The sequence below is a fragment of the Variovorax sp. dw_954 genome (genome assembly GCF_018449755.1).
Classification (GTDB): Bacteria; Pseudomonadota; Gammaproteobacteria; order Burkholderiales; family Burkholderiaceae_C; genus Variovorax.
Window position 1 is genome coordinate 290,469 of record NZ_JAAVVD010000005.1, and the last position, 14,201, is coordinate 304,669.

Annotated in this window: 12 protein-coding genes; 8 read left to right on the plus strand and 4 right to left on the minus strand. The window is 68.0% G+C overall.

The genetic code is table 11. The annotated features are described in order from the left end of the window. Positions 1-60: 60 nt before the first annotated feature. Together HB681_RS11365 and HB681_RS11370 are read right to left on the minus strand one after the other, a co-directional pair. On the minus strand, positions 61-1,596 hold the full coding sequence (locus HB681_RS11365) for a TIGR02677 family protein (protein ID WP_213954911.1): 1,536 nt from the start codon (positions 1,594-1,596) through the stop codon (positions 61-63). A gap of 63 nt (positions 1,597-1,659) precedes the next feature. Next, positions 1,660-1,836: a hypothetical protein gene (locus tag HB681_RS11370; protein ID WP_213954912.1), complete on the minus strand. Its 177-nt coding sequence runs from the start codon at positions 1,834-1,836 to the stop codon at positions 1,660-1,662. A 118-nt stretch (positions 1,837-1,954) separates the two neighbouring features. Between HB681_RS11370 and HB681_RS11375 the strand changes: the two genes are divergently transcribed. The 3 genes from HB681_RS11375 (at position 1,955) to mdoH (ending at position 7,091) form a co-directional block, all read left to right on the plus strand. Then, on the plus strand, positions 1,955-4,588 hold the full coding sequence (locus tag HB681_RS11375) for a DEAD/DEAH box helicase (protein WP_256734910.1): 2,634 nt from the start codon (positions 1,955-1,957) through the stop codon (positions 4,586-4,588). Between the two features lie 203 nt (positions 4,589-4,791). Further along, positions 4,792-5,325: a cytochrome b/b6 domain-containing protein gene (locus HB681_RS11380; protein ID WP_213954913.1), complete on the plus strand. Its 534-nt coding sequence runs from the start codon at positions 4,792-4,794 to the stop codon at positions 5,323-5,325. Next, positions 5,322-7,091 (plus strand): glucans biosynthesis glucosyltransferase MdoH, encoded by a 1,770-nt coding sequence (gene mdoH, locus HB681_RS11385; protein WP_213954914.1) that lies wholly within the window; start codon positions 5,322-5,324, stop codon positions 7,089-7,091. Before HB681_RS11380 ends, mdoH begins: the two co-directional genes overlap by 4 nt. A 13-nt stretch (positions 7,092-7,104) precedes the next feature. On the opposite strand, the gene HB681_RS11390 is transcribed toward mdoH, so the two are convergent. Then, complete coding sequence (locus HB681_RS11390) at positions 7,105-9,012, minus strand: acyl-CoA synthetase (protein WP_213954915.1); 1,908 nt, start codon at positions 9,010-9,012, stop codon at positions 7,105-7,107. Positions 9,013-9,063: 51 nt separating this feature from the next. Beyond that, positions 9,064-9,894, minus strand: a complete 831-nt coding sequence (locus HB681_RS11395) for a phytanoyl-CoA dioxygenase family protein (RefSeq protein WP_213954916.1) — start codon at positions 9,892-9,894, stop codon at positions 9,064-9,066. 170 nt (positions 9,895-10,064) lie between these two features. Here HB681_RS11395 and HB681_RS11400 point away from each other — a divergent pair, with 170 nt between their 5' ends. From HB681_RS11400 to HB681_RS11420, 5 genes are all read left to right on the plus strand, one after another. Next, on the plus strand, positions 10,065-11,513 hold the full coding sequence (locus HB681_RS11400; protein ID WP_345944659.1) for an ATP-binding protein: 1,449 nt from the start codon (positions 10,065-10,067) through the stop codon (positions 11,511-11,513). Further along, on the plus strand, positions 11,510-12,136 hold the full coding sequence (locus HB681_RS11405; RefSeq protein WP_213954918.1) for a response regulator: 627 nt from the start codon (positions 11,510-11,512) through the stop codon (positions 12,134-12,136). The genes HB681_RS11400 and HB681_RS11405 overlap by 4 nt, the downstream gene beginning before the upstream one ends. A gap of 114 nt (positions 12,137-12,250) precedes the next feature. Further along, positions 12,251-12,775 (plus strand): heme-binding protein, encoded by a 525-nt coding sequence (locus HB681_RS11410; RefSeq protein ID WP_213954919.1) that lies wholly within the window; start codon positions 12,251-12,253, stop codon positions 12,773-12,775. 5 nt (positions 12,776-12,780) lie between these two features. After that, positions 12,781-13,467, plus strand: coding sequence for an ankyrin repeat domain-containing protein (locus HB681_RS11415; protein WP_256354038.1), 687 nt, complete (start codon positions 12,781-12,783; stop codon positions 13,465-13,467). Positions 13,468-13,567: 100 nt separating this feature from the next. Continuing rightward, a complete protein-coding gene (locus HB681_RS11420) occupies positions 13,568-14,197 on the plus strand; it encodes a response regulator transcription factor (protein WP_213954920.1) in 630 nt (209 codons plus the stop codon). Positions 14,198-14,201 lie beyond the last annotated feature (4 nt).

Genomic DNA, 14,201 nt, shown 5'->3' on the forward strand with positions numbered 1-14,201 from the left:
CGCCCGAAGGGACTGATGCGCCCCTTTGGGGTCGCGAACGAACTGAGCTGCAGGGTGTTTTCATTGCGCGTCCAGTTCGGAGATGGTCAGCAGGTGGTCGCGGCCGGCGAACACGCCGGCCGGCGTGTGGACCTGGGCCCAACTGCCGGGGGCCAACGGCTGCAGCCGGATGCGCAGCAGGCCGTCGCCGCTGGTCTGTTCCACCGCTGCATCGGGGTGGGTCTGCGCCGCCAGTGCTTCGCCCAGCAATGCGAGGAACAGGCCGAAGGCGTGCGGATCGAGTTCGCCCAGCTCCGAGAGCTTCACGGGCCGACCCGTGGCCAGGCGCTGGCGCGCGGCCTGGACTTGCGCGTGCTCCTCTTTCAGCTGCATGGCCAGCAGGAGGCGGGCCTCGTCGCGTGCCTGCACGCGCGGCAGGGCGCCCCGCGGCGTGGCCTGCCCGTACTCGCGCAGCCGCGGGTGGATGCGCAGCGGCGGCGCCTCGGCCCAGGGCGTGCTGGCGGGCAGGTCCTCGCCACCGGGCTGCAGCGCCGGGTTCAGGGCGAAATGCCGTGCCGGATGCAGCGCGAAGGCCGCGCGCGCCAGGCGATGCGCCTGCGTGTCGTCCTCGCAGGAGGCAAACCAGCCGGCGAGCACGCGGAAGTCGGCGGAACGGTCGCTGCGCCCACTGCGGCGCTCATTGAGTGCGGCGAGGGCGGCCAGCAACTGCGGGATCGCGGCGCGCGCCTTGGCGCGCAGCAACTCGGCCTGGGGAGGCTCATGCCGGTCGGCGACGAACCAGCGCCGCAGGCCGCGCCAGCGCTCGCGCCAGGCCAGCAGGCCTCGGGTCCGGGCGTCGAGTTGTTCTTCCTCGCTTCCGGGCGCGGTGTCGCGCGACTCACGCTCCACGGCCAGCCACAACAGCGTCTCGATGCGCGGTGCAATCGCCAGGATGCGCTGCGCGATGCCACCGGAGCGGCCGACCAGATCGCCGATGAAGCGCTCCAGGTAGTCGATCAACCGGCGCTTGTAGGCCACCACGGCCTGCGCGTCGGCTTGCTGAAGCTCGATGCTGCGCGCGATGCCGGCCATGAAGGCCTGGGCGTTGTCCGCCAGGCCCTCGAATACGCGCACCAGGTCGCGCAGCGTGGCGTGCACCTTGGCGGCGTCTGGCGCTTCCTCGGCTGCGAGGCCCTGCAGGGCTTCGAGCCTGTGTGCGATGTCCTCCAGCGCCACGGTCTGCAGTTCGGCGCGGCGCGAGAGTGCTCGCGCAAAGGTTTCCAGTGCCGACTCCACCGCCTCGCCACCCTGCGACAGGCGGTACAGGAACTTGGCACGGTAGAAGTCGGCGATGCTGGCGACGCGCGTGGTGTCGGGCTGCGACTCGAGGTTGCCCCATTCGGTGAGCTGGGCCAGTGCGGCTTGGAGCTCCTCCAGTCGTGGTGCCGCGGGCAGTCCTTCCCAATGGCCTTCGACCAGCACCTCGTCGGGTCGCAGGTGCAGGCGGAACTGGCGCTTGGCGGCCGCGAAGGTCTGCATCACCGCGCGGTACAGCGCTGCCTTCTCGGTGCTGACATGGCGAAAAAGCTCGGCCTGGATGCCCGTGCGGGCCGTCATGAACTCAAGTCCGATAGCCAAGTCTGGCCTGTGCAGGCCTCGCCACATGCTGAGGGTGCATGTTCAACCATGCAGCTCCTTTGGATCGGCGGTATTGCGGTTGGGCCACCTGGTACTGCGGCCCTTTGCCGTCGGCTCGATCAATCCCGCTGCCTTCATGGCTCGCAGCACGAGGCTCGACATGTCGCGGCAGACGCCGGAGCGGGACGTTTCAATCTCGGAGTTGGTCGATGGACTCATGGGTCGAATTTGAGCAGATGACTCATTTTCTGATCGTTTTCATGCGCCACTGATTCATCGGCACGGTCACGTCTGCCATCGTTGACGTCGTTGTGCAGGTGAAAGCGGCACGACGACCATGATCGGGCACTTCCATCTACGGCTGTCCTCCTCGAACGATCTCGGACGGGCGGTGAGTTGCGACTCGTCGGTTGGCCTGCAAGTCGAACAGCCGGCATCCGCACCGGAATGGCAACATTGCGGCATCGCACAATCGAATCCAGTCGATGCCATGAAGCAACAGAAGAAGGCCGCCAAGTCACCCCCTGAACCCAGGCTGTCCCGAACCCATGCCCCGCAAGGGTTGGCGCCGGTCGAATGGCAGCGATCCCTGCGCCGCCAATTCGGGCGCGACCAGGTGTTCGGGCTGGAGAACGTCGGTTCCGAGCCGTTCTTCTCCGAATTCCGCGTCAGCAATCCGGAGTCGAAATCCGCCTACTACGTGGCGATCCGCGGCGCGCAGCCGGGCGACAACTTCTGCGCCTGTCCCGACTTTGCGACCAACGAGCTGGGCACTTGCAAGCACATCGAATTCACGCTCGCACGGCTGGCAAGAAAGCGCGGCGCCAAGTCGGCATTCGCGCGTGGTTACCAACCCTCGTTTTCCGAGCTGTATCTGCGCAACGACGGTACGCGCACGATTCACTTTCGTGCCGGAACGGATTGCCCCGCCGAGCTCGCGCGCTCGGCGGCGGCTCTGTTCGATGCTTCGCAAGGCTGGCGCCTGCCGGAGGATCGTTTCGACGCGCTCGGTCGGTTTATCGCCGGTGCGGCGCGGACGGGCCATGAACTTCGCGCCTACGACGATGCGCTCGACTTCATCGCCGGCAGGAGCGATGCGACGCGGCGTGCAGCGGCGCTGGCCGATCTGTTCCCGGACGGCGCGGCGGACTCCCGCTGGAAGAAGCTGCTCAAGGTGCCGCTGTATCCTTATCAGGCCGAAGGCGCACTGTTCGCCGTGCGCGCCGGTCGCGCGCTGATCGGTGACGAGATGGGACTGGGCAAGACCATCCAGGCGATTGCTGCAGCGGAGATCCTGATGCAGCATTTCGGCGCAGCCAAGGTGCTCGTGGTCTGTCCGACGTCGTTGAAGTACCAGTGGCAAAGTGAAATCCTTCGCTTCTCCGGTCGCCCGTCCAGGGTGATCGCCGGCGGGCGGGCCCAACGGCAAAAGGAATACGCGTTGGACGACGCCTGCAAGATCACCAATTACGAAAAGCTCCGGTCCGACCTCGACCTGATCACCGCCTGGGCGCCGGACCTCGTGATCGTGGACGAGGCTCAGCGCGTCAAGAACTGGAACACCATCGCGGCGAAGGCGCTCAAGCGCATAGACAGCACGTATGCGATCGTGCTGACCGGGACCCCGCTGGAAAACAAGCTGGAGGAGCTCATCTCGATCGTCCAGTTCGTCGACCAGCATCGCCTCGGGCCGACCTGGAAACTGCTGCACGAGCATCAGGTCAAGGACGAGGGAGGCCGCGTGACGGGCTACACCGGTCTCGACAGGATTGGCCATTCCCTGGCACCGGTCATGGTCCGGCGCCGCAAGTCCGAGGTGTTGCAGCAGTTGCCGAGCCGCACCGACCAGAACCTGCTGGTGCCGATGACCGAGATGCAGATGCAGTACCACGCGGAGAACGCGGACGTCGTGGCGAAGATCGTCCAGCGCTGGCGCAAGATGAAGTTCCTCTCCGACCAGGACCAGCGACGCCTCACCTGCGCCTTGCAAAACATGCGCATGTCATGCAACAGCACCTACCTGCTCGATCAGGAGAGCGACCACGGCGTCAAGGCCGACGAACTGGCGGAGTTGTTCGAAGGACTGTTCGTCCAGCCGGGCGCCAAGGCGGTGGTTTTCAGCCAGTGGACGCGCACGCATGCCATCGTCATCCGCCGGCTCGAGGCACGTGGCATCGGTTATGTCAGCTTCCATGGTGGTGTGCCGTCAGAGCAGCGCCCGGCGCTGATCGATCGCTTTCGCGACGATCCGGATTGCCGCGTGTTCCTGTCGACCGACGCTGGCAGCAGCGGGCTCAACCTGCAACACGCCTCGACGCTGGTCAACATGGATCTGCCGTGGAATCCGGCGGTGCTGGAGCAGCGTATCGCGCGCGTGCACCGCATGGGGCAGAAGCAACCGGTACAGATCGTCAACTACGTGGCCAAGGGAACCATCGAGGAGGGCATGCTGTCGGTGCATGCCTTCAAGCGTTCCCTGTCCGCCGGCATTCTGGATGGCGGTGGCGCGGAAGTGTCGCTTGGCGGGTCGCGGCTGAGCCGCTTCATGAAGGACGTGGAAAACGTCACCGGGCGCATGGGCGACGGAGAGGCCATGGCGCCGGCTGAAGAAGCCGCCCAGGTCGCTGCGCTGGAACTGGCGGCACCGGTCGGTGACGCGACCGCGGATGCGGACGCCGTGATTGCAACGGCTGCGCCGGCTCCATCAGGGGCCGCCGCAACCGATCGGGAATCGGCGGCGACGATCACCGAACCGTGGTCCGGCCTGCTGCGCTTCGGTGCGGAACTGGTGGCGGCGATGACCTCGCCGGACAACGGCTTCGGCACCACCCACCCTTGGGTCGAACGTGACCCCTCCACCGGGCAGCGCAGCCTCAAGGTGCCACTGCCGCCGCCGGAGACTGGCAAGCGGATCGCCGATGCCCTGGAGCTGCTCGTCGACGCATTGCGGGGTGCAGACAAGAAGCGCTGAGTGGCTTGGTGTTGTCACGAGACGGCTCGATCGGGGCCGTTTCGTTCTGCCTCGCGACGAAGGCTCCGCCGAGGGTACCCCGCGCTCCCGATCTCCCTTACCATCGACCGCCGGCGCCAGGGCCAGGGCCAGCGCCGGCGACGTGGTCCGGCTGCCGCCGCCCAGGCACGCTCGTCGCCGCCCGATGAATCTGGAGACCTGCCATGACACCTGTGTCGCGCTACGCTGCTTCGTCCCGCTGGCTGCACTGGCTAGCAGTGCTGCTGCTGCTCGTCATCATTCCGGTCGGCATCTGGATCGGCTTCTTCGAGCCGGCCGACGAGGCGTTCAAGATGCGGCTCTACAACGTGCACGAAAGCCTGGGCGTGCTGATGTTCTTGCTGGTGCTGGTTCGCATCGTCAATCGCCGCCTGAATCCGCCGCCGCCCCTGCCGGTCGACATGCCGGGATGGATGCGGACCGCCGCGCATGCGAACCACATCGCCCTCTATGTGCTGCTGTTCCTGATGCCGATGATCGGCTTCCTTGCCACCAACGCCTGGGGCTTTCCGCTTTCGGTTTTCAATGTCTTGCCGATTCCGTCGCCGCTGGGCAAGGACGAGGCGATCGCCAAGGTGCTGTCGTTCCTGCACCTGTGCGGGGCGATTGCGATCGTGCTGCTGATCCTGGCGCATCTGGCTGGCGTCGTGAACCACGTCTTCATCCGACGCGACGGGCTGTTGCGCCGCATGCTGTGAGGCCTGCCGCAGCTTCGGCAACGAGTGTCGGCCTGCGCTGGCGCCGCGCCGGCTTCGCCCTTGCGGTCGCGGCCACGGCGCTCGGGCTGCTTTGGCTGATGGCTGCGACGCTGTTCGTCGCGAGGGTCGACGGGATCGGCCTCGGGATGCTGCTGGCCTTCGCGGTCACGCTGCCCTGGACGGTGGTCGGCTTCTGGAATGCGGCCATCGGCCTGGCGCTGATGGGCGCCAGCCGCCACGCGGCCGCCCTGGTGGCGCCGCACATGCTGGCCGCGGACCCGCAGCAGCCCATCGAGTCGTCGACGGCGTTGCTGGCCTGCATTCGCAACGAGGACACGGGCCGGCTCTCGCGCAACCTGGCCTGGATGCTGCACGGGCTGGTGGACAGCGGCCAGGCCGGCGGCTTCCGTCTCTACCTCCTGAGCGACAGCGACGATCCCGGGACCGTGGCCGCCGAGGCCCGCATGGTGGCCCAGCTGCAGGCGCGTTTCGGCGCGGCCATCGCGCTGAACTACCGCCGCCGCGAGCAGCACCATGGCTTCAAGGCCGGCAATATCCGCGACTTCTGCGAGCGCTGGGGCCCGCTGCACGACTACGCCATCGTGCTCGACGCCGACAGCCTGATGACGCCCCGGGCGATGCTGCGGCTGGTGCGGATCATGCAGGTACGGCCCGCGATCGGCATCCTGCAGACGCTGGTGACGGGGCTGCCCAGCGCCAGCGCCTTCACGCGCATGTTCCAGTTCGGCATGCGGCTGGGCATGCGTTCCTACACGCTCGGCGCGGCCAGTTGGCAGGGCGACTGCGGTCCCTATTGGGGCCACAACGCCATCCTGCGGCTGCAACCGTTCATCCAGCACTGCGAACTGCCGGAATTGCCCGGCCCGCCGCCGCTCGGCGGGCCGGTGCTGAGCCACGATCAACTGGAGGCGGTGCTGATGCGGCGCGCCGGCTACGAAGTCCGCGTACTGCCGGAGGAGGAAGGCAGCTGGGAAGAAAACCCGCCGAACCTCCTCGAGTTCATCCGGCGCGACCTGCGCTGGTGCCAGGGCAACATGCAGTACCTGCGGCTGCTCACCTTGCCCGGGCTGATGCCGGTCAGCCGCTGCCAGCTGCTGCTGGCGATTGCGATGTACCTGGGGGCGCCGGCCTGGCTCGCGTTCATGATGCTGGGGCTCTGGCGCGAACAGCCTTTCCGGCCCGACCTCGCGCCGGTGCTGTTGCTCGCGGTGATGGGCATGAGCCTTGCGCCCAAGCTGGCCACGCTGGTCGACGTGATGTGTCGCGGTCCGTTGCGTCGGGCCTACGGCGGTGCGCCGCGCATCGTGTGCGGCGTGGTGCTGGAGTTCGGCTTCTGGGTGCTGACCGCGCCCGTGGTGGCAGTGGCCGTGAGCCTGTTCTTGTTGGGGCTGCCCTTCGGGCGCCGCGTCGGCTGGGCCGCGCAGCAGCGCGATGTCCAGCGGATCGACTGGCAGGTTGCGCTGCGCGGCCTGTGGCCGCAGACGGCGCTCGGTCTCGTGCTGGGCGCCTGGGTGTGGGTGCGCATGCCAGGCGCAATCTGGATCTGGTCGCCGGTCCTGGTGGGGCTGGTCGGATCGATCCCGTTCGCCTGGCTGAGCGCGCACGAGGCGGTCGGTCGATGGCTGCTGCGTTGGGGCCTGTGCCGCATACCGGAGGAAGCTTCGATGACTGCCGGGCCGGCGCCGTTGCGCGACGTTCCGGTGGAGGCGCCGACCGCGCCGCCCGCGGTGCCAGCGGCCGAATGAAGCCGTAGTAGTCTCAGCTCCAGACCACCTGGTGCTTCCACACCAGCGGCCCGATGCGCTCGCCAACCGCCTGTGCAAGCGGGTCGCGTTCGCCATCGCCCACGCCTTCGAAGCGCACAGTGATCAGGTTGCCATTCACAGGGCAGGGCCCGGCGGTCACGGACATCTGCTTGCCCGCGGGAACGACATCCTCCAGCATCTTCGTGACCGTGCGACCTGCGGCATCCCAGCGCAGCGCGGGCTTGAACACCTTGCCTACGGCCGTCAACGGAATGCTGTCGACCAGGTAGAGGTTCACCGGCACCGCGGCGCGCTCGGGCGTGCGCTCGGCGACGAAGGCGCGCAGTTCGGCCGCATCGGCCGTGGCGCCAGCCTTGAGCTGCACATAGGCGACCGGAAGTTCGCCGGCATACGCGTCGGGCTGCCCCACGACCGCCGCCAGCGCGACGGCGGGATGCTGGAAGAACACTTCCTCCAGCGCCATCGGATCGATGTTGTGGCCGCCCCGGATGATCAGGTCCTTCGCGCGTCCGGTGACCCAGAGGTAGCCGTCCTCGTCGAGCCGGCCGAGATCGCCCGAGTTGACCCAGCCAGGCTCCACGAATGCGCCCTTGTTGTGCTTGTCGTTGAGGTAGCCCGAGAACACGCCCGGCCCGCTCATCGTGATCACGCCGATCTCGTTGACTTCGCAGTTCCGCACAAAACGATCCTGATCATCGAGCTGCACGACGCGCACGCGTGCGTAGGGGACCGGGTGGCCCACCGCGCCGATGCGGATCGGCCGCGTCTCGTGCGAAATGAGGTGCACGCTGGACGTCTCGGTCATGCCGTAGACCTCCATCACCGGGATGTTGAAGCGCTCCGCATACGCCTTGCCGACCGGCACCGGAATCGCCGAGCCGCCGCCCGCGACGCGCCGCATGCTGGACACGTCGGCGCCATCCACCGGCACGTTGAGGGCAGCCGCCATGACGGTCGGCACGCCGCCGAGAACCTCGGGCCGATAGCGCTCGATGAGGCGCCATACATTGCGAATCGACGCCGGATTGCGCCAACCGGAAGGCGACAGCACGACCAGCGCGCCGCCCGCGGCCAGCGTTGCCAGCCCCTGCGTCAGCGCGCCACCCACGTGGAACAGCGGCAGGCCGAACAGGAAGGTGCAGCCTGGCTGGAGCTTGAGGACCAGCCCCATGGCCCAGGCCTGGGATACCTGGTTGGCATGGGTGTGTCGCACCAGCTTCGGCAGGCCGGTGGTACCGCCGGTGTGGAAGTAGGCCGCGATGTCGCTGGCGGCAATGCTCCGGTTGCTGGTCAGCTTGTCGGCGGGCTGGCGCGCGAGTGCGGCATCGAAGTTGTGGATGCCGCGCGCGGCATCGTCGGCGCCGCCCACCACGAACACCGTTTTCAGCTCCGGCATCAACTCGCGGATGCGCTCGACCTTGGCCCAGATGTCCGTCCCGGGAACCGGGCCGAGCGCAACCAGCACCTTGGTGTCGGCCGCGCGAAGAATGTCCGCGAGCTGGCCCGGCTCCAGCAGCGGGTTCACCGGATTCGCGATGCCTGCGGCTTCCGCGCCGAACAGCGTGAAGAAGGCCTGCGGCACCAGCGGCAGCAGGAAGCTCACCACGTCGTTCGGGCCGACGCCGGCTTCCGTGAAGAGATTGGCGGCCTGCGTCACGCGGGCGAGGAACTCGCGGTGGGTCACGCGCAGCGGGGTCTCGTCGGGGTCGGCGTTGGGCAGGAACAGCAATGCCGGGGCATCGGGGTTGCAGGCCGCGCCGAGTTGCAGCGCCTCGTAGGTGCTGGCCGCGGCGATGCGTTCCTCGTACGGCACGCTCTCGAACGCGCGGACCTCCGCATCGTTCGCGAGCGTCGGCCAGGTGTCGCCGATGAATTTGTCCAGCGTATGGATGTGCGCCATGGTGTCTCCCTTATTCAGTGGATGGATGGGTCGTTGCGGAACCGGGGGCTGTCATGCGCGTGATGCCTCGACGGCGTTGACGTAGCCGGGGCGCAGGACCTTGGTGGGATGGGAGGCGGTCACGTGTCCCATGAACGGCGCCATGATTTCGTAGCCGAGCAAGGTCTGCAGGCGCGGCGACATCCGGCTCACCAGCGCGGGCGGAATGCCGAGGAAGAAGTTCTCCTGCGTGCGCGCCCAGGGTTCGCAATACTGGTTGGAGAAGGCCAGCCGCTCGGCCTTGCTGCGGTTGGCGCCGCCGCGGTGGAGCAGGGTGCCGTGGAAGACGACACAGGCGCCTGCGGGCATCTCCATGGGCACCAGCAGTCGTTCGAGTTGCGGCGGCATGTCGGCATCCGCGTCACGCCCGTCATACGCGCCGGCGATCGTCGCGTCGCTCCATCGATGGCTGCCGGGAATCACCTCGGTGCCGCCGTTCTCCGCGGTGAAGGCATCCACCGCGACGATGGTGCTGATGCTGATCGACGGCCGCGGCCGTGGGATCGGATAGAAGGAATCGTCGAAGTGGATCGGCTGCGGCGTTTCGCCGGGATGGATGCAGATCGCCTGGCTGGCGGTGAGCAGGTAGCCGGGCGCCAGCAGCTTGTCGAGCAGCGCCAGCACGCGTGCGTCCTCGGCGATGTCCTCGAAGACGCGGCCCCGGCCGGCAAGCGTGTAGACGCGTTCTGTCTTGAAGCCCTCGAAGTTGTTTCGCCCGGCATGGGTGCTGAGAAAGGGCGCGAGTCCGGCACGCACGCGTGCGATGTCGTCGGCCTTCAGGAAATCGGGGATGACGGTGTAGCCCTGCTGGTTCAGTTCGTCGAGGTGACGTTGAACGTCCATTGGTGAATGCTCCCATGCGCCGTTTGGCGCGCTCAAGATTGCCTGGTTCGCGGCCGGGAAATCCGGCTTGCAGAGACTATCGTGCTTGCCCGGCGGCGCGATTCTGGTTATCCATGACCCGGCGCCTGGTCCGCACGCCGAGGGCACAATCCGCGCGTATGAATCAACGCTTGCGCGCACTCGCTGGCTGGTGGCTCGCGTGGCTTGTGCTCAGCGCGGCGGGTGCGGCATGGCTGGCGCGCAACGAACTGCGGCAATTGCAGGAAGCCTTCGAAACGGATGCCCGCATCGCCCATCGCCTGCTGAGCCAGCAGGTGGTTCAGTACGACGCGGTGCTGGCCACGCTGGCGCTGCTCGGCAAGGCGGGCGCCGCCGACTCGCCGGAGCAGCGGCTGCCCTCGGTCTATCCATCGATCCTGTCGGTGCAGCGCCGCGAGCGCTCCGGCGCCTGGCCCGATGCCGCGCTGGCCGAGGCCGAGGCGCAATCGCGCAACCAGCACCGTCCCGCGCTGGCGCAGGTCGAGTTTGCGCGGGGCCGCTATCGGCTGGTGATCGGCGCGGAGCCGGTCAGCTATGCCCTCGACATCGACCTGGCCGCGACCGTGCCGTGGCGCGACTGGCCGATGGATCCGAAGACCAGTCCGAGCCGCGTCACCATCGAGCAGGGCGCGCAGCAGTTCGTCGTGCAGCCGGGCCGCGTGGGCGCCGATGGCTGGCGCTTCGACTTCCGCAAGGTGCTGGCCTCGGAAAGCCAGGCCTTCGACGTGGTGGCCCGGCGCGACGTGGCTTGGCGCGAGTTGCCCTGGATCCTGATGGCGGCCTGGGCGCTGGCGGTTGGCGTGGTGCTTGGCGGGGCGCGCATGCTGCTGCGCCAGCGCGAGGCGCGGCGCCGCGCGGAGGAACTGTTGCGCCTTGGGCAGGTGGCCCGCCTGAACGCGTTGGGCGAACTCGCGGCCGGCATGGCGCATGAACTCAACCAGCCCCTGACGGCGCTGCTGGCGAACACGCAGGCAGCCAGGCGATTGCTGGCCGACGATCCGCCGGACATCGGCACGGCGCGCGACGCGATGGGCAAGGCGTCCGAGCAGGCCCGGCGCGCCGCCGACGTGGTGGCGCGCTTGCGGCGCGCCATCGAGCGACCCGACGGTCACGGAAAGCGCGAGCAGGTGGCCCTGCAGGACGCGGCCCGCAGCGCCCTGTACCTGCTGGAGCCGGAATGCACGCGCCGCGGCGTGGGCGTGAACTTCGAGCCGGGCGCCGCCGTGCGTGTGCTGGCCGATCCGGTGGCGCTGGAGCAGATCGTGCACAACCTGCTCATCAACGCGCTGCAGGCGCTGGACACGATACCCGCGGGCCGTCGACGCATCACGATCGAAGTCCTCGACCAGGGCCCGATGGGCCAACTCGTGGTGAGCGACAGTGGCCCCGGCATTGCCGCCGAAGCGCTGCCGCGCCTGTTCGAACCCTTCTACAGCACACGCGAAGGCGGCCTGGGCCTCGGCCTGAGCCTCAGTGAATCGCTGGCCGGCGACATGGGCGGCTCACTCGCCGTCGACGCATCGGCAACGAGCGGTGCGCGCTTTGTCCTGAGCCTGCCGCTGGCGGGGGCCTCCGCATGAACCCGCCGCTGTCGCCCCTGATCCACCTGATCGACGACGACCAGGCCGTGCGTGACAGCCTGGCGCTGCTGATCGGCACGGTGGGGCTGCGCGTGCAGACCTGGTCCGATCCGCAAGCCTTCATCGACCAGTTCGATCGCAGCGGCATCGGCGCGATCGTGCTCGACGTGCGCATGCCAGGCATCAGCGGGCTCACGGTGCTGGAGCGGCTGGTGGCGCAGCAGGTGGACCAGCCGATCATCATGCTGACCGGCCACGGCACGGTGGAGATGTGCCGGCGCGCCTTCAAGTCGGGCGCGGCGGAGTTCCTGGAAAAGCCGGTCGACGACGAGCAACTGCTCGAAGCGCTGCAACATGCGGTGCGCCAGCACGTCAACTCGCGCGAGCGGGCGCAGGTCGACCAGTTCGCGCGCGACCGCTTTGCCCAGCTGTCGGAGAGGGAGCGCGAGGTGCTCGGCATGATCGTCACCGGGCTCACCAACAAGGAGATCGCGCGGGCGCTGGCGCTGTCGCCGCGTACGGTCGAGACGCATCGGGCCAACCTGTTCGCCAAGCTCGATTGCGATTCGCTGGCGCAACTGATCCGCCGCTATGCCGTGCTGGCGGAAAGCGCCGCTCCGTAGAACTACGGAGCGCCGCGCGTAGCCCTACGAATGGCGGCCGGGCATGGCGTTTCCTACAGTAGCGAAGCGGCTGGCGCCCTTGCCGGCCCGGTCATTCCACACTGGAGATTCCTCATGCATTCCACCCTTCGTCTCGGCGCGCTCGCGCTGGCATTCGCAGCCGTCGGCGCACAGGCCCAACAAGCCCCGCAGGCGCAACCCGCCGCGCAACCGCTGGTCCGCACCGAGAAGAACATGTCGCTCGAACTGGCCACCCAGATCGCCTCCGCCGCCGTCGCAGCCTGCGCAGCCAATGGCTACAACGTGGCCGCCACCGTGGTCGACCGCGCCGGCACCGTGCGCGCCGTGCAGCGTGCCGACAATGCCGGCCCGCATACGCTGGCTTCGAGCGAGCGCAAGGCCTGGACCTCGGCCTCCGCCAAGGCGCCGACGCAGGCCATGATGGAAGGCTCGCAGAAGAACCCTGGCGCCGCCAACCTGGTCTATCTGCCGGGCATGCTGCTGCTGGGCGGCGGGGTGCCGGTGAAGGCGGGCAATGACGTCATCGGCGCGGTGGGCGTGGGCGGCGCACCGGGTGGCCACCTCGACGAGCAATGCGCCAACGCAGCGCTCGAAAAGGTCAAGGGCCTGCTGGGCTGATGCGCATGCGCCGCCGCCTGTTCGCGCTGCTGGGCATGCTGTTCCTGTGCGTCGCTCCGGCCGTGGCGCAGGTGCCGCCGTCCTCCACCGACGTGCAAGCCTACGAGGGCCTTCACGAGGCCGCCTGGCAAGGCGATCTCGCCTCGCTGAAGCGCCAGCTCCAGGCAGGCGCCGACACCAGGGCGCGCGACGCCCAGGGCCGCACGCCGTTGCACGTCGCGACCTATGCGCGCCACAGCGACGTGATCCGGGCCCTCGTGCAAGCCGGTGCGGACCTCGACGCCATGGAGAACGACCGCTACGACGCGGTCACGATCGCATCGGTGGCCAACGACCCGGCCACGCTCGCAACGCTGCTGTGGCTCGGCGCGAGCGCGCGCCAGGTCACCAGCCGCTACGACGGCACTGCGTTGATCGCGGCGGCGCACCTGGGCCATGACGAAGTCGTGCGCCAACTGATCGTGGCGGGCGCGCCGCTCGACCATGTGAACAACCTGCACTGGACGGCGGTGATCGAATCGATCGTGCTGGGCGACGGAGGTCCGCGGCACCAGCGCACGCTGGCGCTGCTGGTCAAGGCTGGCGCCAACCTGCAGTTGACCGATCGGGAAGGCAACGCCCCGTTGCAACTCGCGACCATGCGTGGCCATGGGGCCATGAGCGCCATCCTGAAGGCGGCGGGCGCACGTTGAAGCGACGCTGTCAAGCCCCACGGCGGTTCCCTTCCAGGGCTGTAACCCCCTAGAATTTGCCGATGGGGGGTCACGCCTGTTCCGAGAGGATCGAGCCGCCATGCACTCCGTAGTCATCGTCGACGACCACCCTGCCATCCGGCTCGCTGTTCGCTCCGTCCTGGAAGGCAGCGGCCTTTTCAAGGTTGTCGGCGATGCCGATTCCGGCCCTGCCGCGCTGACGATCATCCGCGACCTCCAGCCCTCCCTGGCCATCCTGGATCTCGACCTGCCCCGCATGAATGGGCTGGAACTGATCGAGCGGCTCAAGACGTCGAATCCGACGCTCAAGGTGCTGGTGCTGTCGGGCCAGCAGGAATCGATCTTTGCCACCCGCGCCCTGCACGCCGGCGCCAATGGCTTCATGAGCAAATCGGAAGACATGGCCTCGATCGTGCAGGCATCGCAGTCGGTGCTGTCGGGCTACAGCGTCTTCCCGAGCGGTGCGTTGACATCGCTGACGGGTCCGGTGGGCACTTCGCCGGCTGACCTGGTCAAGAGCTTGTCGGACCGGGAGCTCAGCGTCCTGCAGCACCTCGCGCGGGGCCTGAGCAACAAGGAGATCGGCGACATGCTGCTCATCAGCAACAAGACGGTGAGCAGCTACAAGACGCGCCTGTTCGAGAAGCTGAACATCTCGACGCTGGTCGAACTGGTGGACTTCGCGCGCGCCAACGGGCTCATCACCTGAGGAT